The following is a 17,702-nucleotide window of genomic DNA, read 5'->3' on the forward strand; positions in this document are numbered from 1 at the left end:
GCGGCATGCGCCGACCACGATTGAAATCATGAGCAATCCGAGCTTCCAGGAACAGCTGCACGAGTTGTGGCGCACCCGTCCGGTGCGGTTGCCCAGGCAGGGGCCGATCGCGGGCGTCGCCGCTGGTATCGGCCATCGCTACCGCGTGGATCCCGTGCTGGTCCGGGTCGCCTTCGCCGTGTCGACCATCTTCGGCGGGGTCGGCATCGTCCTCTACCTCGCCGGCTGGCTGCTGCTCCCCCAGGCGGGCGACCAGACGTCCGCGGCGGAATCGCTCGTCGGCCGGGGGCACAGCTCGGAGTCCGGCACCAAGACGGTGGTGCTCGCGGTCGCGCTGATCATCGCGCTCAGCACGCTCGGCCCCGTCGGCGTCGGGCTCGGCGGCTCCGGCCTGATCAGCCTCGCGCTGATGCTCGGCGGCCTGTGGCTGCTCTACCAGCGCACACCGGTGCCACCTGCGCTGCCCGCTGACGTCTATCCGCCGACCGGCTACGCAGGCGTGATGTTCCCACCGACCACCTTCCCGCCGACCACGTTCCCGGCATCCGCGCCGTACTCGGTCGGCCCGTACACGACGCTGCCGCAGACCTACGAGCCCTCGACGCCGCCCACCGCCCCCACGCCGGAGCCGACAGCGGCGGCGGCGACCGAGACCGCCGCGTCTCCGGCTCCGGCTCCCTCGGACACGGCTACCACGACCGGTCCGGGTACCAGCGCTGCTACTGCTACCGGCACGGCCACGAGCGGGGTCACGAGCGACGTCCCCCAGCCCCCGGCCTGGGACCCGCTCGGCGTCGCCCCCTTCGCATGGGATCTACCCGAGCCAACGCCTCCCGCACCGCCCGTACTCCCGAAGCCTCCGAAGTCCCGGCTGACCACGACGGTGCTCGGCCTCGCCATCATCGCGGCCGCGGCCACCTGGGCGGTGAGCTCGGCCACCGGCTCGGAGTGGCTCTCCCCCGCACGGATCGGGGCCGTCGCCCTGGCGGTGATCGGCGTCGGCATGCTCGTCGGGGCCTTCCTCCGAAGGGGTTACGGACTGCTCGTGGTGACCGGGCCGCTGATCGGATTCGTGCTGCTGGCCTCGCTGATCGGACCGGTCGACTGGGACGGCAGGAACATGGGTGACATCAGGTGGACGCCAACGGCCGCCGACCTCCAGCCCGAATACTCGGGCCAGTTCGGGGATTTCACCCTCGACCTCCGCGGCGTCGAACTCACCGGGGACAAGACGGTGGACGTGGAGATGAACGCGGGCAGCATGACGGTTCTGGTCCCCCAGAACATGGACGTCAAGAACAACTGCTCGATCGCGTTCGGGGAGACGAACTGCCTCCCCGAAGGAATCGACGGCGGGGCCAACGGAATCGGCGGCCCCGTGCTGACACTCAACATGGACGGAACGTTCGGAGAGATGCGGGTGGATCGTGGCTGAGAACACCGAAAACACAGGCAAGGCGGGGCGACGCCCCTCGGCGCTGCTCCTGCTCTCGGGGCTGGTCGCGCTGCTGGTCAGCGTGGGGGCCCTGATCGGGCCGGGGAGCTTCGAATCCCTCGGCGACGCCCAGTTCCGGTGGATCGTCGTGCTCGCCGCGGTGGTGGTCGGGGTGGTCCTGGTCTTCGCCCCCGGCCGCCGGAAATAGTGCTGACGATCCCCGACTCCTACGGCGCCCGGGTGCGGTCGTACGCCCCGGACGCCGAGGAGTGGTTGCGGCGACTACCCGGACTGATCACGAGACTGCTGGACGAGTGGGGGCTCGCCAGGGAGGGATCCCGGCTCTGGCACGGCAACGTCGCCGTCGTGATCCCGGTCCTGCTGCCCGACCGCACGCCCGCCGCACTGAAGGTGTCGTACCCGAGCCCCGAGTCAGCGATGGAGTCGGCGGCGCTCGCGCACTGGGAGGGCAGGGGCGCGGTCCGCATGCTGCGCGCGGACCCCGACGAGCAGGCGATCCTGCTCGAACGCCTGGATCCGGCCCGGTCATTGCTGAGCGTGCCGGTGCCGCAGGCGATCCCGATCTGGGGTGCGCTGATGCGCGGACTGTCGAGTGTCGAACCGGGAGACGACTTCGACACCCTGGCGGACCTGGCCGCGCGCTGGGAGACGGAACTACCGGAGCTGTGGCTGCGGCTCGGCAGGCCCTGCCCGCAGTGGCTCATCGAGGACGCCGTAGCCGTGTGCCGGGAGCAGGCGGGCAGTCCGGTGCTGGTCCACACGGACCTGCATTTCGAGAACGTCCTCGCCTGCCGCGACGACTGGCGTGCCATCGACCCCAAGCCCCTGTCCGCGGTCGGCGAGTTCGCGGTCGCGCCGATGCTGTGGAATCGCTTGGCGGACTTGGACGGCCGGCGGGGCGCGGGCCTGCGGGCGCGCTGTGACGACCTCGCCGACTCCGCCGGTCTCGACAGGGAACTGTCGCGGCGATGGTCGATCACCCGCGAGGTGGACAACCACCTCGACTACCTGCGCAACGGCGAGACCGCGGACGCGCAGCGTTCGTTGTGGGTCGCGACCGCGCTGTCCGGTCGCGAGGAGCCCGGCGTCGACCCGGCCGCACTCGCCACACCCTGAGCCGGACACCCCGAGTCCGCGCGCGAAAGATCGGGGTCCTTCCCGATGGTGTGGGCCGCGGCGGGCCGACAGGATTGATCACATGACCACGAACGAGACCTTCATGCCGGAACCCGAGACCGCGACGCCGAAAAGCTCATTCCTCCATGACCTTCCGCAGCGGCTGCCCGACGAGGGGATGATCGCCGGCGTCAGCGCGGGCATCGCGCGCCGACTGAACGTGAGTACGTCGAGCGTCCGGCTGGCGCTGCTGCTCTCGCTGCTGTTCGCGGGCGCAGGCGTTCCCGTCTATCTCGCCGCCTGGCTGCTCATGCGAGAGCCGAATGAGGCCAGGTCGATGGGTGAGTCGCTGCTCAGTACGGACGCCGGCGAATCCAGGACCATGGCGATCGTGCTGGCCGCCGCGACCGTCATCACCGCGGTCGGCTGTGCCCTCCCGGTGGGCGCGGGCCTACTGGGCATGGTCGCGCTGGTCGGCGGCTACCTGTACCTGGACGGCCGGAAATGACTGTGCGCGTGTTGCACCCCGATCGGGGTGCAACACGCGCACAGGGCGGCGGAGCCGCCTACTCCCACTCGATGGTGCCCGGCGGCTTGCTGGTCACGTCCAGCACCACCCGGTTCACCTCGGCAACCTCGTTGGTGATGCGGGTGGAGATCCGCTCGATCACGTCGTACGGCAGCCGCGTCCAGTCCGCGGTCATGGCGTCCTCGCTGGAGACCGGGCGCAGCACGATCGGGTGGCCGTAGGTGCGGCCGTCGCCCTGCACACCGACACTGCGCACATCGGCGAGCAGCACCACCGGGCACTGCCAGATCTGACCGTCCAGGCCCGCGGCCGTCAGCTCTTCGCGCGCAATGGAATCCGCCTGCCGCAGTGTCTCCAACCGGTCCTGGTCGACCGCGCCGACGATGCGGATGGCGAGGCCGGGACCGGGGAACGGCTGCCGGGCGACGATCTCCTCCGGCAGGCCGAGCGCGCGGCCGACCGCACGGACCTCGTCCTTGAACAGCAGCCGCAGCGGCTCGACCAGCTTGAACTGCAGGTCCTCGGGCAGGCCGCCGACGTTGTGGTGGCTCTTGATGTTCGCGGTGCCGGTGCCGCCGCCGGACTCGACCACATCGGGGTACAGGGTGCCCTGGACCAGGAAGTCGACGGTCTCACCGTGCGCGGCGCTCTCGCCGAGCACCTCGGACACCGCGCCCTCGAAGCTGCGGATGAACTCGCGGCCGATGATCTTGCGCTTGGTCTCAGGATCGGAGACGCCCTCGAGCTCGCCGAGGAAGGTGTCGACCGCGTCGACGGTGATCAGCTTCGCGCCGGTCGCGGCCACGAAATCCTGCTGGACCTGCTCGCGCTCGCCCGCCCGCAACAGGCCGTGGTCGACGAACACACAGGTGAGCTTGTCACCGATCGCGCGCTGGACGAGCGCCGCCGCCACGGCGGAGTCGACGCCGCCGGACAATCCGCAGATCGCCTGTCCGTCGCCGACCTGCTCGCGGACCTGCTCGATCAGCGACTCGGCGATGTTCGCGGCGGTCCAGGTGCCCGGGATGCCTGCGATCTCGTGCAGGAAGCGGCTGAGCACCTGCTGGCCGTGCGGGGAATGCAGCACCTCGGGGTGGTACTGGACGCCCGCGAGGCGCCGGGCGCGGTCCTCGAACGCCGCGACCGGGGCGCCCGCGCTGGTGGCGGTCACCTCGAAGCCCTTGGGCGCATCGGTGACCGCGTCGCCGTGGCTCATCCACACCGGCTGGGTGGTGGGCAGGCCCTCGTGCAGCACGCCGCCGTCCACGCTGAGCTGGGTGCGTCCGTACTCGCGGGTTCCGGTGTGGGTGACGGTGCCGCCGAGGGCACCAGCCATCGCCTGGAATCCGTAGCAGATGCCGAACACCGGGATGTCATGGTCGAAGAGCCGGGCGTCCAGCTGTGGGGCGCCATCCTCGTACACGCTCGAGGGTCCGCCGGAGAGGATCACCGCGAGCGGCTTGCGCTCGACGATCTCCTCGATGGTCGCCGTGTGCGGGACCACCTCCGAGTAGACGTTCGCCTCCCGCACCCGGCGAGCGATCAGCTGCGCGTACTGCGCCCCGAAATCGACGACGAGAACGGGCTGCTGCTGAGAGGGGCCGGAGTGCTGGGTATCTGCCACGTGGCCAGTCTAATCGGCCCAGCTCCCCCGCCCCGCGCACCCCATCGCCTGCTCCGCCTGCCCCGGGACGCGGGAAGCCCCCGACCGCAATGGTCGGGGGCTTCCCGTGTCGAATCCGGTCAGGCCGCGCCGGTTCCGGTCTTCTCCTGCTCCGTGCCGGTGCGGATCTCGACGATCGGCAGGACCAGAGCCGCGGGGGCGCTCGCGGGCACCACCGGGCTGTTGGGCGCGATCGGGTTGATCCGGCGGTAGCCCTCGCCCTGCGCCGGACGCAGGTCCTGCTCACCCTTGTTCGGCCACAGTGACGCCGCACGCTCCGCCTGCGCGCTGATCGTCAGCGACGGATTGACGCCGAGGTTCGCCGACACCGACGACCCGTCGACCACGCTCAGGGTCGGGTAGCCGTACACGCGGTGGTACGGGTCGATGACACCGTGCTCGCGGTCCGATCCGATCGTGCAACCGCCGAGGAAGTGCGCGGTGAGCGGGATGTTGAACACCTCTCCCCACGTACCGCCCGCGACCCCGTCGATCTTCTCCGCGATCCGTCGGGTGGCCTCATTGCCCGCCGGGATCCAGGTGGGGTTCGGTTCGCCGTGCCCCTGCTTGCTGCTGACCTTGCGGCGGCCGAGCAGACCGCGCTTGGTGTAGGTGGTGATCGAGTTGTCCAGGTTCTGCATGACCAGGGCGATGATGGTCCGCTCGCTCCAGTTCTTCACCGACAGCATCCTGGCCATCTGGCCCGGGTTCGCGGCGATCGCCTTGAGCAGCTTGATCCAGCGCGGTGTGCTGCCGCCGCCGTCGGTCATCAGCGTCTGCAGCAGGCCCATCGAGTTCGAGCCCTTGCCGTAACGGACCGGCTCGATGTGGGTGTCTGCGGCCGGATGGAAGGAGGAGGTGATCGCGACGCCCCTGGTCAGGTCCAGGTTCGGGTCCACCTTCAGCTTCGCGGCGCCGAGAATGGCCTCCGAGTTGGTGCGGGTGAGCTCGCCGAGCCTGTCGGACAGGCGCGGCAGCGAGCCGGAGTCCTTCATCTCGTGCATCAGGTGCTGGGTGCCCCAGGTGCCCGCGGCGAGCACGACGTTCTGCGCGGTGTAGGTCTTGTGGTTCTTGCGGATCTTGGCGCCGGTCCGCCGGGTCACCACGTCCCAGCTGCCGTCGGATGCCTCGTGCAGCCCGGTGACGGTGGTCATCGGGATGATCGTGGCCCCGGCCTTCTCGGCGAGGCCGAGGTAGTTCTTCACCAGGGTGTTCTTCGCGCCGTGCCGGCAGCCGGTCATGCACTCGCCGCACTCGATACATCCGGTGCGGTCCGGGCCTGCACCGCCGAAGAAGGGGTCGGGGACGGTCTTACCGGGCTCACCGAAGAACACCCCGACCGGCGTCTGGATAAAGGTCTCGCCGACGCCCATGTCCTCGGCCACCGACTTGATCACCTCGTCCGCGGGGGTCATGTGCGGGTTCTGCACGACACCGAGCATCTTGCGAGCCTGGTCGTAGTACGGGCTGAGCTCGTCGTGCCAGTCGGTGATGTCACGCCACTGCGGATCCTCGAAGAACGAGGCCGGCGGCTTGTAGAGGGTGTTGGCGTAGTTCAGCGATCCACCGCCGACGCCCGCTCCCGCGAGGATCAGCACGTCGCGAAGCAGGTGCACGCGCTGGATGCCGTAGCACCCGAGCGCGGGCGCCCACAGGAACCGCTTGAGGTCCCAGCTGGTCTTCGCGAAGTCCGCGTCGGCGTACCGGCGGCCGGCCTCGAGAATGCCGACCCGGTACCCCTTCTCCACCAACCGCAGCGCCGTCACGCTGCCTCCGAAGCCGGATCCGACGATCAGGACATCGAAGTCCGTTGCACGCTTGCCCATCTGGACACCTCCACCATGAACCTGGATTAGTTACTCGTCAGTATGCACCGGAACCCTGTGACCGATGCCACAAGGGTTGCCTAAGTGTAACGACAGGTAGCAGGAACAGGCAGGATGCCGCCGAGCGACGTCAGGCGCGAACCGTCAGGCCGACCTTCTGGAACTCCTTGAGGTCCGAGTAGCCGGACTTCGCCATCGAGCGACGGAGTCCACCGACCAGGTTCAGCGAACCGTAGGGATCGTCCGACGGTCCGGTGAGGACGCGGTCGAGGGAGGGGCGCTCGCCCGCGGCGACCGGCAGCAGCGCGCCACGCGGCACCGACGGGTGCGCGGCAGCCGACGGCCAGTACCAGCCGCCACCGGGGGCCTCCGCCGCGACCGCGAGGGGCGCGCCGAGGACCGCGGCGTCCGCGCCGCAGGCGATGGCCTTGGCCAGGTGGCCCGAGGTGCTGATGTCGCCGTCCGCGATGACGTGCACGTAGCGCCCGCCGGTCTCGTCGAGGTAGTCCCGACGCGCGGCCGCGGCGTCCGCGATCGCGGTGGCCATGTGCACCCCGATGCCCAGCACCTCGCCGGTGGTCGTGGCGCCTTCGGTGGAGCCGTAGCCGACGATGACACCCGCGGCGCCGGTGCGCATCAGGTGCAGCGCCGTGCGGTGATCGCTCACGCCGCCCGCGATCACGGGGACGTCGAGCTCGGAGATGAACGTCTTGAGGTTCAGCGGCTCGCTCTCGCCGTGCGCGACGTGCTCGGCGGAGATGATCGTGCCGTGGATCACCAGCAGGTCGATCCCGGCCTTCACCAGCTCCGGGGTCAGCGCGCGCGCGTTCTGCGGGCTGACCCGGACCGCGGTGGTGACACCGGAGTCGCGCACCTGCGCGACGGCCGCCGCCAGCAGGTGCGGCTGGATCGGCGCCGCGTGCAGCTCCTGGAGCCGGGCGATCGGCGCGTCCGGGTCGTCGTCCGTCTCGGCGAGGTGCACCAGCTCGGCGAGCTTCGCGTCGACGTCGGCGTGCCGACCCCACAGGCCCTCGCCGTTGATGACGCCGAGCCCGCCGCGCTTGCCGAGCTCGATCGCGAACGAGGGCGAGACGAGGGCATCGGTCGGGTGCGCGAGCACCGGGATGTCGAAGCGGTACGCATCGAGCTGCCAGGCCGTCGACACCTCCTTGGAGGACCGGGTCCGGCGGGAGGGGACGATGTCGATGTCGTCCAGCTCGTAGGTGCGACGGGCGGTTCTGCCCATGCCGATCTCAACGAGGTCGCGCACGCGCGCCCCTTTCTTCGTTGTGGCTGATGCTTGCCTGGATCTTCGCTGGAAACTATCCCGCGCGGCTACCGCGCGACGTAGTTCGGCGCTTCTACCGTCATGGTGATGTCGTGCGGGTGGCTCTCCTTGAGGCCCGCGGCGGTGATCTGCACGAACTGCGCCTCCTGCAGTTCCTCGATGGTCGAGGCGCCTGCGTACCCCATCGCGGCACGCAAGCCGCCGGTCAGCTGATGAGTGACCTGGGACAGCGGGCCACGGAACGGCACCCGCCCTTCGATGCCCTCGGGGACGAGCTTGTCCTCCGAGAGCACGTCGTCCTGGAAGTAGCGGTCCTTGGAGTAGGACTTGCCCTGCCCGCGGCTCTGCATCGCGCCGAGTGAGCCCATGCCGCGGTAGCTCTTGAACTGCTTGCCGCCGACCAGGATCAGCTCGCCGGGGGACTCGGCCGTGCCCGCGAGGAGCGAACCGAGCATGGCGGTCGAGGCGCCGGCGGCGAGTGCCTTGGCGATGTCGCCGGAGAACTGCAGTCCGCCGTCGGCGATGACCGGCACGCCGAGGGGCTTACAGGCGGCAACGGCCTCGAGGATCGCGGTGATCTGCGGGGCACCGACACCGGCGATGACGCGGGTGGTGCAGATGGAGCCGGGCCCGACGCCGACCTTGACGGCGTCCGCGCCGGCCTCGACCAGCGCGAGGGCGCCGGCCCGAGTGGCGACATTGCCGCCGATCAGCTGGACGCGGTCGCCGATCTCACCCTTGAGCTTGGTGATCATCTCGAGCACGTTGATGGAGTGGCCGTGTGCGCTGTCGACGACAAGCACATCGGCGCCGGCATCGGCCAGGGTCATGGCGCGGTTCCAGGCGTCGTCGCCGACACCGACCGCCGCGCCCACCAGCAGGCGACCGTCGCGGTCCTTGGTGGCGTTCGGGTGCTGCTCGGTCTTGACGAAATCCTTGACGGTGATGAGGCCGGTCAGCCTGCCCTGTCCGTCGACGATCGGGAGCTTCTCGATCTTGTGCCTGCGCAGCAACCCGAGCGCGGCCTCCGCGGTGACGCCCTCGCGCGCGGTGATCAGCGGCGCCGGGGTCATGATCTCGGCGACAGGCCGATTCTGGTCCACCTCGAAGCGCATGTCCCGGTTCGTGATGATGCCGACCAACTGGCCTGCGTCGTCGGTGACCGGGAGTCCGGAGATCCGGAAGCGTGCGCAGGTGGCGTCGACCTCGGCCAGGGTGTCGGTCGGCTTACAGGTGACCGGGTCGGTGACCATTCCGGCCTCTGACCGCTTGACCGTCTCGACCTGGCCGGCCTGGGCCTCGAGTGAGAGGTTGCGATGCAACACGCCCATGCCGCCTGCGCGCGCCATCGCGATCGCCATCCTCGACTCCGTCACCGTGTCCATCGCCGAACTGACCAGCGGCACCCGCAGCCGGATCTCCCGGGTCAGCTGGCTGGAGGTGTCGACCTGGCTCGGGATCACGTCGGATGCCGCAGGCAGCAGCAGCACGTCGTCGAAGGTGAGTCCCAGCATGGCGACCTTGTCGGGGCGGTCCCCTCCGGTACGCACGTGTCCTCCGGAAATACTCATGCGGCTCGGGACCCTTTCCTGGAACTGTGGTGCGCCGCCGTGCGGGGCGTCGAATCCCCGCGGCGCGGTCAAGTCGTGATTGCTTCGGGACTGAGAAGAATGCTCGGTCGAGGGCGAACTATTCCCTCAGCCCGTCCACCATGGTATCGGCTGGACACGGGTGCGAGCGAACGTGGTGAGCGGAACGGCTGGCGCAGACCCGCATGCGCTGCGTACCGTGGACCTGTGCGTGATCAATTGCCCCCCGGTCTGCCGCCGGATCCGTTCGCCGGCGACCCCTCCGATCCGTCGGCCGCGCTGGACGCGATCGAGCCGGGTCAGCCCCTCGACCCCCATGAGCGACTGGCCGTCGAAGAGGACCTCGCGGACCTTGCCGTCTATGAGGCCCTGCTCGGCCACCGCGGCATCCGCGGACTCGTCGTGTGCTGCGACGACTGCCAGCAGGATCACTACCACGACTGGGACATGCTGCGCGCCAACCTGCTGCAGCTGCTCGTGGACGGCACCGTGCGCCCGCACGAGCCCGCCTACGACCCGGTCCCCGAGGCCTACGTCACCTGGGACTACTGCCGCGGCTACGCGGACGCGTCGATGAACGAGGCGCTGCACGGCGACGGCTTCGACGCCTGACCCGCAACCGACACGACGAAAACGGCCCGACAAGGAATTCACCTTGTCGGGCCGTTTCGCGTCTGGGCTCGGGTCAGCTGGGCGGCGGGTTCGACGTCAGGTCCCGCGGCGTCGGCGTGTCCTGGGTCGGCGGCACGACCTTGGTGGTGGTCGGCACGGACGGGACGGTCGTCAGCACCGGCGGCTGCGTCGTCACGATCGGCGGGATCGTGATCGGCGGCACCTGGGTCGGCGGAATCGTGATCGGCGGCACCGTGATCGGCGGCACCCCCGTCTCGACCGGCGGGACGGTGGTCGGCAGGCTCGGGAGGTCCAGCACGGTGGTGGGCAGCACCGGCGCAGTCACCGTGTCCCCCGGCAGCGTCACACCCGGGACTGCGGGCAGTCCGGGGCTCGTCCCCGGCGCCGAGGGCGGCGTGGTCGTCGTCGGAGGGGTCTTGACGGCGTCGGCCACCAGCCGCTCCCGCCAGGCCGTCAGCTCGTCGCGCTTGGCCGACTCGTTCACGTCGTCGACCCGCTTGCGTGCGGACTCCAGCACCACCAGCGCCGCCTGCGGGTCGCCCGCGCGGATGAGGCGTTCCGCCTCTTCCAGGTTGGTGGTCGTGTCGATGCCGGCGACGGTCGAGTTGGCGCGCTCGGTGAACACGACCTCCTTGACCTTCCACAGCGGATCGCCCGGTACGGCGTTGTAGGAGAAGACCGTCAGCCCTGCCATCACGACGGCGATGGCCGCGGCGGCGCCCACGATGGGCCGGAGCAACCGCAGACCCGAGCGGCGGGGTGATCCGATGGTCGCCAGTTCCCGGTCGACGGCGGCGGCCACCTGGTCGAGATCGGGTTCGGCAGGCATGGCGGGGGCAAGGATCTCGGCGCGCCATGCGGTCAGCAGGGTCGCGAGCTCGAACTCCTCGGGGCTGTTCGTCGCGATCGGGCCGTCACCGGCGATCGCGTCGATGAGGGCATCGTCCCGCGCGATGGCGGCGAAATCGACGGCCGTCGCATCGGCGGACGAGGCGTCGGTGTCGTCGAGGGACGACGCGTCCGGGGTGAGGTCGGCACCGGACGTGTCCCGCCGCGTTCCCTCGTGGTCCCCACCACGCTTGCTGCCCCTAGCCATACATCTCACCCGCTTTCGCAACTTCGTTCTTCAACTTCGTGAGCGCCCTGTGCTGGGCGACCCGTACTGCTCCTGCCGTGCTGCCGACGGCAGCCGCCGTCTCCTCCGCCGACAGGCCGACAACCAAACGCAGGACGAGGATCTCCCGATGCTTCTCGGGGAGGGTTCCCAGTAGCGCGTTCATCTGCCGTGTGGTCTCCGAGTCCAATGCGAGCTTCTCGGGTCCCTCCTCGGTGGAGATGACATCTGGCACTTCGGCCATCGACTCGGCTTTGTTACGCCCGGCGTTCCGGTGGGCATCGGCCACCTTGTGCGCGGCGATGCCGTACACGAATGCCATGAAAGGGCGGCCCTGATCCTGATACCGCGGCAAAGCGGTCATCACTGCCAGGCATACCTCCTGCGCCACGTCGTCCGCGGACAGTTGTCCCCTTTCCGCGGCTCCGACCCGTGATCGGCAGTAACGCACAACCAAGGGTCGAACACTCTCCAGCACTCGAGACAAGGCAACTCGATCGCCCTGCGCTGCCGCAGCGACGGCTGAGTCCAACTCCTCGCTCGTATTAGTCATCGTCAGAGAGATTCCTGGCGTTACAGTGGCGCCCGCTCCAGAGCGCTCCCACCTGGCGGTGGAACGTTTGAAGGATAGCGACAGATACTCACAGATCCCTGAATCGGCCACCGCGGGCGGAGATTTGCCGTCGACATTCGTCCCGAATCGCCGCCGCGTCCGCACCGGGACGGACTCCGTTTACCAGCATTGCCGCCGCCCATCGCAGGGGCAAGAGGCCATGCTCGGCGCACCGGCTCAACACCTGTTCGCCCAGATCAACCGCTGCATCGGGGTCCGGGCCCGCACTGAGAGCCGCCGCGAGCAGGAGGTCCGACTTCACCTGGTGCCGCACCGAATCGACGTCACCGGCGAGGTCGACGGCGGCGCTCGCGTGCCGACGCGCCGTGGTGGCGTCCCCCAACGCCAGCGCGATCTCGGCGCTCACCCAGTTCAGGCGGATGCGCTGTCGCCACAGCGCGGGATCGTTCCCCACGAGCGGCGCGCACCGCTCGAGCAGGGCCGAACCGAGCGCGAGCCGACCGCAGCCGAGCGCGTCCGCGGCCAGCCCGGTCAGTGCGTCGCATCGAGCGGCGGTCTGCACCGTCGCCTCTTCGCCTGCCGTGCCGCCGAGCACCGCGAGCGCGCGCCCGTCGAAGCCTGCCGCCAGCCGATGCCACCCGAGCTGCCTGAGCAACGAGGCCTCCGTGCTCAGCGCGAGCGAGGCGACGCCCGGGCTCGGGCGCCGACGCGCGATGCTCAGCAGTTCGGTCCTGGCCGCGGCGTAGCGCCCCTGTCCACCGAGCGCCACCGCCCTGAGCCAGAGCTGCGTGTTGTCGACGGCGGCAGGCAACGGGGCCAACCCGGGCTGGTCGCCGAATGCGGCGTTGATCAGTGTCCCCACCGGGCCAAGAGTAGGGCCGGTCCGCGTCCGCCCCGGCGGCGCACCCACCCCGCCGAATACCCCATTCACCCCGCGTTTGTCGATAGTTACGTCCACGCGGACGTATTTCAAGGTTGAATCAAAGATTGAATCAGGCAGCTGATTCAGAGTCCGGTTTGTGGCAATTGCGTTAACCAAGAATCTCAACGCCCGCTCGCGCACTGCCAGGACCCGCGCCCCACCCTCCCACCGCATCGAACAGGCAAAAGTACTCGTCAGCACCCTTTTCAGGCCACCGATGCCCAGCAGGAGGGCCGCCGCAGCGACAGCCGATCACGGCTACATGTCCTTGTCTATGAACGGAACGTTAAATTCTCGTGCGAACACTATGGAAATCCCCACTTGAGCAACTATTGACTCATTTTCCGCAATACCTCTAACGTTGCCGAGACGAATTGATTGCAGACCTGGAGGCTCTTCAGGTGTATGGATGGACAGGAGATGGCATGCCTCAGCCGAATCACCTCCCCGGACCGAACGCCGATATCTGGGACTGGCAGATGCACGGCCTGTGCCGCGGAGTGGACTCCGCGATGTTCTTCCATCCGGACGGCGAGCGGGGCCGGGCACGCACCCAGCGTGAGACCCGCGCCAAGGAGATGTGCCGTCAGTGCCCCGTACTCGCACAGTGCCGCAGCCACGCCCTCAGTGTCAGCGAGCCGTACGGGATCTGGGGCGGCATGTCCGAGACCGAACGTGAGATGCACGCCCGCAGGGGCCGCCACCGCATCGCGGTATAGGCAACCTCGTATCTCGGCGCGGCCCCGGCATCAGGGGCCGCGCCGAGATGCGTGACCCATCCTCCGCACCACCCGCTCCGAATGCCTTCCCGACAGCACTCGCACAACACTCGGGAAGGCAGTCCCATGAGCACCAGCACCACCCGCATCCGTGCCCTCGCCATCGCGGCCACCGCGTCGGTCGCCCTGATCGGCGTCTCGGCGTGTTCCTCCGCCAACAGCGACGACTCCGCGCCCGCCCCCGCCACGTCCGATGACGCGATGGCACCGGAGATGGCGGCCGACCCCGCCGCGAATCTTGTCGGACCCGGCTGCGCGAGCTACGCCGAGGCCGTCCCGCAGGGCGGCGGCTCGATCTCCGGCATGGCCCAGGATCCGGTGGCCGTCGCCGCCTCGAACAACCCCCTCCTCACCACCCTGGTGGCCGCGGTCTCGGGGCAGCTCAACCCCGATGTCAACCTCGTCGACACCCTCAACGGAGGACAGTTCACCGTGTTCGCACCGGTCGACGACGCCTTCGGCAAGGTGGATCCGGCCACCATCGACACGCTGAAGACCGACGACGCGCTGCTGACGAAGGTCCTCACCTACCACGTGGTGCCGGGCCGGATCGCGCCGAGCGAGATCGCAGGCCAACACCCGACGGTCGAGGGCGCCGCGGTGACCGTGACAGGGTCGGGGGATGCCCTCAAGGTCAACGACGCGAATGTCGTCTGCGGCGGCGTCAGCACCGCGAATGCCACCGTCTACCTCATCGATTCCGTGTTGATGCCGCAGTAACGTGGTTGTCTATGAACGGGATCGGAAAGTGGTGACGGGCCAAGGGCCCACGGGTTCCGGCGTTGCGCCCGAGCACGGTCTCGGTGAGGCGGCCTGCCCGGCGGACGCCGGGCAGGCCCTCGCCCGTCGCGAGGCCGAGTCGGCCGAGCTGGCCGCCCTGCTGACCCGCGCCGCCGACGGGGATTCGGGGTCCTTCGCCGAGCTGTACGACCGGACCTGCGCCCGCGTCTACGGAATGGTGCTCCGGGTACTGCGCGATCCCGGCTTCGCCGAGGAAACCACCCAGGAGGTCTACCTCCAGCTCTGGCGCACCGCCGACGACTTCGACAAGACCAGGGGCTCCGCGGTGTCCTGGCTATTGACCCTCGCGCATCGCAGAGCGGTCGACCGCGTCCGGTCGGAGCAGTCGCACTCGAACCGCGAGGTGGTCTACGAGTCACGCAACCGCGGCAGCGAGTTCGACGAGGTCGCCGAGGAGGTCTCCGGGCGCCTGGACCGGCAGGCCGTGGTCGACTGCCTCGACACCCTCACATCGGTGCAGCGCGAGTCGGTCTCGCTCGCCTACTACGGCGGGCGCACCTACCGTGAGGTCGCCGTACAACTCGGGGTTGCGCTGCCCACCATCAAGACCCGCATCCGGGACGGGCTGGCCCGGCTAAGAGGATGCCTGGGGGTGGCGTGATGGACGACGACCAGATCGACCTGGCCAACGCCTACGCGCTCGACACCCTCGACGCGGACGAACGCCGTGCCGTTGAGCAATTGCTCGCGACCTCCGACGACAGGCTGCGGACCGATTTCGAGACCGTGGTGCGCCGATGCAGGGAGACGTTGGCGACGACCGCCGCCGCGAACGAGACCGCTCCGCCCGCACAGCTACGCGAACGCCTGCTGACGCAGATCGCGCAGGAGCCCCGCACCGGGCAGGGCCCGGCGCCGGTCTCGCTCGCCGACCGACGGCGCACCACCACCCGATGGAGGCTCGTCGGCGCGGCGGCCGCCGCCGTCGCGCTGCTCGCGGGCGGCGTGGTCATCGGGCAGCAACTGCGCGAACCGACTCCAACGCAGCCGGTGGCGGCCCAGGTGATGAGCGCCCCGGACGTCCGGACGTCATCGACAGCGGTGCCAGGCGGCGGCTCGGCGACCGCCGTCTACTCCAGGTCGACCGATGCCGCGGTGCTGATGATGAACGACGTCACCCCGCCCGCATCGGACTCGGTCTATCAGATGTGGCTGATCGCGGGCACCGGCGCCCCGGTCTCGGCGGGCATGATGTCGCCGGATCAGGTGTCGCCCTCGACCGTGGCCGTGCTCGACGATCTGGACGGCGCCTCGCTGCTGGCCTTCACTGTGGAACCCGCAGGTGGTTCGGAGCGGCCGACCACGGACGTGTTCGCCTCGCTGCCACTGGGATAGCCGAACGCGACAGGCCCCGGACGGAGATCCGTCCGGGGCCTGTCGTGTCGTCACCCGGGGGCGACGGTGGAGCTAGTGGCTGTGGCCGTGGCCGTGATCCGCATCGGCGGCCTCGACCGGCTTCTCCACGACCGTGGCCTCGGTGGTGAGCACCATGCGGGCGACCGACGCCGCGTTGACCACCGCGGAACGGGTCACCTTGACGGGATCCACCACACCGTCGGCGAGCAGGTCGCCGTAGGTGAGGGTGGCTGCATTGAAGCCATGGCCCTTGGGCGCCTCGGCGACCTTGCTGACCACGACCGAGCCGTCGACGCCCGCGTTGGTGGCGATCCAGAACAGCGGGGCCGAGAGCGCCGCGCGCACGACCTCGACGCCGGTCGCCTCGTCGCCGGACAGCGATGCGGCCAGCGCGCCGAGCGTCTGGCCCGCCTGCACCAGCGCGGAGCCGCCGCCGGGCACGATGCCCTCCTCGACCGCGGCCTTGGCCGCGTTGACCGCGTCCTCGACGCGGAACTTGCGCTCCTTGAGCTCGGTCTCCGTGGCCGCGCCGACCTTGATCACCGCAACGCCGCCGGACAGCTTGGCGAGGCGCTCCTCGAGCTTCTCACGGTCCCAGTCGGAGTCGCTGTTCTCGATCTCGCGACGCAGCTGCCCGACCCGGGCCTCGATGTCCGCCTCGGTGCCCGCGCCGTCGACGATGGTCGTCTCGTCCTTGGTGACGACGACCCGACGGGCGCTGCCGAGCAGCTCCAGTCCGGCTTCCTTGAGGGTCAGGCCCACGTCGGAGTTGATGACCGTGCCCGCGGTGACGACCGCGAGGTCGTCGAGGAACGCCTTGCGCCGGTCGCCGAAGAACGGCGCCTTCACCGCGACGGCCTTGATCGTCTTGCGGATGGAGTTCACCACCAGGGTGGAGAGCACCTCGCCCTCGACGTCCTCGGCGATGATCAGCAGCGGCTTGCCCGCCTCGGCGACCTTCTCGAGCAGCGGCAAGAAGTCGGGCAGCGAGCTGATCTTCTCGCGGTAGAGCAGGATCAGCGCGTCCTCGAAGATCGCCTGCTGCGCATCGATGTCGGTGACGAAATAGGGCGAGAGGTAGCCCTTGTCGAACTGCACGCCCTCGGTGACGACGAGCTCGGTCTGCAGCGTGGAGGACTCCTCGACGGTCACGACGCCGTCGACGCCGACACGCGTCATCGCCTCGCCGACCAGCTCACCGATCTCCTCGTCGCGCGAGGAGACGGTGGCGACCTGAGCGATCGCGGACTTGCCCTCGACGGGGGTGGCGGCGGCGATGAGGGCCTCCGACACGGCATCTGCTGCCTGGCTGATCCCCACACCGAGTGCGATCGGGTTGGCGCCGGCAGCAACGTTCTTCATGCCGCCGTGAATCAGCGCCTGGGCGAGCACGGTGGCGGTGGTGGTGCCGTCACCCGCGACGTCGTTGGTCTTGGTGGCGACGCTCTTGACGAGCTGGGCGCCGAGGTTCTCGAACGGGTCCTCTAGCTCGATCTCACGGGCAATGCTCACGCCGTCGTTGGTGACCGTGGGGCCGCCGAACGCCTTGGCGAGCACCACGTGTCGACCGCGGGGACCGAGGGTGACCTTGACCGCGTCGGCCAGCGTGTCGACGCCGCGTTCGAGGGCCCGCCGCGCGGTCTCGTTGAACTGGATTTCCTTGGACATATTGCTCAGCTACTCCTGGATTGGGAGGGTCCGCAACGCGATCCGCCCCGGGCCCATGTGTTGGACGCCGGGGCGGTTCGCAAGTGGCTTACTTGGAGATGACAGCCAGCACGTCACGTGCCGAGAGGATCAGGTACTCCTGGCCGGCGTACTTGATCTCGGTTCCGCCGTACTTGCTGTAGATGACGGTGTCGCCTTCCTTGACGTCGACCGGGATGCGGTTGCCCTTGTCGGTCACGCGCCCTTCGCCGACGGCGACGACGGTGCCCTCCTGGGGCTTCTCCTTGGCCGTGTCGGGGATGACCAGGCCTGAGGCAGTCGTCGTCTCGGCCTCGTTGGCCTGGACGAGGATCTTGTCCTCGAGCGGCTTGATGTTCACGCTCGCCAC

Annotated in this window: 18 protein-coding genes; 9 read left to right on the forward strand and 9 right to left on the reverse strand. The window is 69.4% G+C overall.

Going from position 1 to position 17,702, the window contains the following annotated elements:
- Positions 1–28 precede the first annotated feature (28 nt).
- The 4 genes from BR31_RS0115615 (at position 29) to BR31_RS0115630 (ending at position 3,080) form a co-directional block, all read left to right on the forward strand.
- Entirely contained in the window at positions 29–1,435 is a 1,407-nt protein-coding gene (locus BR31_RS0115615) for a PspC domain-containing protein (RefSeq protein ID WP_027501772.1), read from the forward strand.
- Positions 1,428–1,643 (forward strand): hypothetical protein, encoded by a 216-nt coding sequence (locus BR31_RS0115620; protein ID WP_027501773.1) that lies wholly within the window; start codon positions 1,428–1,430, stop codon positions 1,641–1,643. The genes BR31_RS0115615 and BR31_RS0115620 overlap by 8 nt, the downstream gene beginning before the upstream one ends.
- On the forward strand, positions 1,643–2,572 hold the full coding sequence (locus tag BR31_RS0115625; RefSeq protein ID WP_027501774.1) for an aminoglycoside phosphotransferase family protein: 930 nt from the start codon (positions 1,643–1,645) through the stop codon (positions 2,570–2,572). The genes BR31_RS0115620 and BR31_RS0115625 overlap by 1 nt, the downstream gene beginning before the upstream one ends.
- Positions 2,573–2,654: 82 nt before the next feature.
- On the forward strand, positions 2,655–3,080 hold the full coding sequence (locus tag BR31_RS0115630) for a PspC domain-containing protein (RefSeq protein ID WP_027501775.1): 426 nt from the start codon (positions 2,655–2,657) through the stop codon (positions 3,078–3,080).
- 58 nt (positions 3,081–3,138) lie between these two features.
- Here BR31_RS0115630 and guaA read toward each other — a convergent pair whose 3' ends face one another.
- From guaA to guaB, 4 genes are all read right to left on the reverse strand, one after another.
- The gene (gene guaA / locus BR31_RS0115635; protein WP_027501776.1) at positions 3,139–4,725 is read right to left on the reverse strand and encodes a glutamine-hydrolyzing GMP synthase; all 1,587 of its coding nucleotides are present in this window, start codon (positions 4,723–4,725) and stop codon (positions 3,139–3,141) included.
- A 119-nt stretch (positions 4,726–4,844) separates the two neighbouring features.
- Entirely contained in the window at positions 4,845–6,590 is a 1,746-nt protein-coding gene (locus BR31_RS0115640; protein ID WP_027501777.1) for an FAD-dependent oxidoreductase, read from the reverse strand.
- 130 nt (positions 6,591–6,720) lie between these two features.
- On the reverse strand, positions 6,721–7,860 hold the full coding sequence (locus tag BR31_RS0115645) for a GuaB3 family IMP dehydrogenase-related protein (protein WP_027501778.1): 1,140 nt from the start codon (positions 7,858–7,860) through the stop codon (positions 6,721–6,723).
- 65 nt (positions 7,861–7,925) lie between these two features.
- Complete coding sequence (gene guaB / locus BR31_RS0115650) at positions 7,926–9,449, reverse strand: IMP dehydrogenase (protein ID WP_027501779.1); 1,524 nt, start codon at positions 9,447–9,449, stop codon at positions 7,926–7,928.
- Positions 9,450–9,674: 225 nt separating this feature from the next.
- Between guaB and BR31_RS0115655 the strand changes: the two genes are divergently transcribed.
- Positions 9,675–10,079 carry a DUF5319 domain-containing protein gene (locus BR31_RS0115655; RefSeq protein WP_027501780.1) on the forward strand — a complete coding sequence of 135 codons (405 nt, stop codon included), beginning with the start codon at positions 9,675–9,677 and terminating at the stop codon, positions 10,077–10,079.
- Positions 10,080–10,152: 73 nt separating this feature from the next.
- On the opposite strand, the gene BR31_RS28900 is transcribed toward BR31_RS0115655, so the two are convergent.
- From BR31_RS28900 to BR31_RS0115670, 3 genes are all read right to left on the reverse strand, one after another.
- The gene (locus tag BR31_RS28900; RefSeq protein ID WP_081830512.1) at positions 10,153–11,196 is read right to left on the reverse strand and encodes an anti-sigma-D factor RsdA; all 1,044 of its coding nucleotides are present in this window, start codon (positions 11,194–11,196) and stop codon (positions 10,153–10,155) included.
- Positions 11,189–11,767, reverse strand: coding sequence for a sigma-70 family RNA polymerase sigma factor (locus BR31_RS0115665; protein ID WP_027501781.1), 579 nt, complete (start codon positions 11,765–11,767; stop codon positions 11,189–11,191). The genes BR31_RS28900 and BR31_RS0115665 overlap by 8 nt, the downstream gene beginning before the upstream one ends.
- Before the next feature lie 88 nt (positions 11,768–11,855).
- The gene (locus tag BR31_RS0115670) at positions 11,856–12,650 is read right to left on the reverse strand and encodes a hypothetical protein (protein WP_027501782.1); all 795 of its coding nucleotides are present in this window, start codon (positions 12,648–12,650) and stop codon (positions 11,856–11,858) included.
- 485 nt (positions 12,651–13,135) lie between these two features.
- On the opposite strand from BR31_RS0115670, the gene BR31_RS0115675 reads away from it, so the two are divergent.
- The 4 genes from BR31_RS0115675 to BR31_RS0115690 all read left to right on the forward strand — a co-directional run bounded on the left by BR31_RS0115675 (position 13,136) and on the right by BR31_RS0115690 (position 15,625).
- On the forward strand, positions 13,136–13,429 hold the full coding sequence (locus BR31_RS0115675; protein ID WP_027501783.1) for a WhiB family transcriptional regulator: 294 nt from the start codon (positions 13,136–13,138) through the stop codon (positions 13,427–13,429).
- A gap of 126 nt (positions 13,430–13,555) precedes the next feature.
- Positions 13,556–14,209, forward strand: a complete 654-nt coding sequence (locus BR31_RS0115680; RefSeq protein ID WP_027501784.1) for a fasciclin domain-containing protein — start codon at positions 13,556–13,558, stop codon at positions 14,207–14,209.
- Between the two features lie 31 nt (positions 14,210–14,240).
- Positions 14,241–14,891, forward strand: a complete 651-nt coding sequence (locus BR31_RS0115685) for a sigma-70 family RNA polymerase sigma factor (RefSeq protein ID WP_197023629.1) — start codon at positions 14,241–14,243, stop codon at positions 14,889–14,891.
- A complete protein-coding gene (locus BR31_RS0115690) occupies positions 14,891–15,625 on the forward strand; it encodes an anti-sigma factor (protein WP_027501786.1) in 735 nt (244 codons plus the stop codon). The genes BR31_RS0115685 and BR31_RS0115690 overlap by 1 nt, the downstream gene beginning before the upstream one ends.
- A 72-nt stretch (positions 15,626–15,697) precedes the next feature.
- Here the strand turns inward: BR31_RS0115690 and groL are convergent, their stop codons facing one another.
- Together groL and groES are read right to left on the reverse strand one after the other, a co-directional pair.
- A complete protein-coding gene (gene groL / locus BR31_RS0115695) occupies positions 15,698–17,314 on the reverse strand; it encodes a chaperonin GroEL (protein ID WP_027501787.1) in 1,617 nt (538 codons plus the stop codon).
- A gap of 88 nt (positions 17,315–17,402) precedes the next feature.
- Positions 17,403–17,702, reverse strand: coding sequence for a co-chaperone GroES (groES, locus tag BR31_RS0115700; RefSeq protein WP_027501788.1), 300 nt, complete (start codon positions 17,700–17,702; stop codon positions 17,403–17,405).

The organism is Rhodococcus sp. UNC363MFTsu5.1 (genome assembly GCF_000686785.1).
Classification (GTDB): domain Bacteria; phylum Actinomycetota; class Actinomycetes; order Mycobacteriales; family Mycobacteriaceae; genus Rhodococcus_G; species Rhodococcus_G maanshanensis.

What these genes read in the sequence shown, in the direction of transcription:
- BR31_RS0115615 (WP_027501772.1), top strand. Translation starts at nt 29, where the DNA reads ATGAGCAATCCGAGCTTCCAGGAACAGCTGCACGAGTTGTGGCGCACC.
- BR31_RS0115630 (WP_027501775.1), top strand. Translation starts at nt 2,655, where the DNA reads ATGACCACGAACGAGACCTTCATGCCGGAACCCGAGACCGCGACGCCG.
- BR31_RS0115640 (WP_027501777.1), bottom strand. Translation starts at nt 6,590, where the DNA reads ATGGGCAAGCGTGCAACGGACTTCGATGTCCTGATCGTCGGATCCGGC.
- guaB (WP_027501779.1), bottom strand. Translation starts at nt 9,449, where the DNA reads ATGAGTATTTCCGGAGGACACGTGCGTACCGGAGGGGACCGCCCCGAC.
- BR31_RS28900 (WP_081830512.1), bottom strand. Translation starts at nt 11,196, where the DNA reads ATGGCTAGGGGCAGCAAGCGTGGTGGGGACCACGAGGGAACGCGGCGG.
- BR31_RS0115665 (WP_027501781.1), bottom strand. Translation starts at nt 11,767, where the DNA reads ATGACTAATACGAGCGAGGAGTTGGACTCAGCCGTCGCTGCGGCAGCG.
- BR31_RS0115675 (WP_027501783.1), top strand. Translation starts at nt 13,136, where the DNA reads ATGCCTCAGCCGAATCACCTCCCCGGACCGAACGCCGATATCTGGGAC.
- BR31_RS0115680 (WP_027501784.1), top strand. Translation starts at nt 13,556, where the DNA reads ATGAGCACCAGCACCACCCGCATCCGTGCCCTCGCCATCGCGGCCACC.
- BR31_RS0115690 (WP_027501786.1), top strand. Translation starts at nt 14,891, where the DNA reads ATGGACGACGACCAGATCGACCTGGCCAACGCCTACGCGCTCGACACC.
- groL (WP_027501787.1), bottom strand. Translation starts at nt 17,314, where the DNA reads ATGTCCAAGGAAATCCAGTTCAACGAGACCGCGCGGCGGGCCCTCGAA.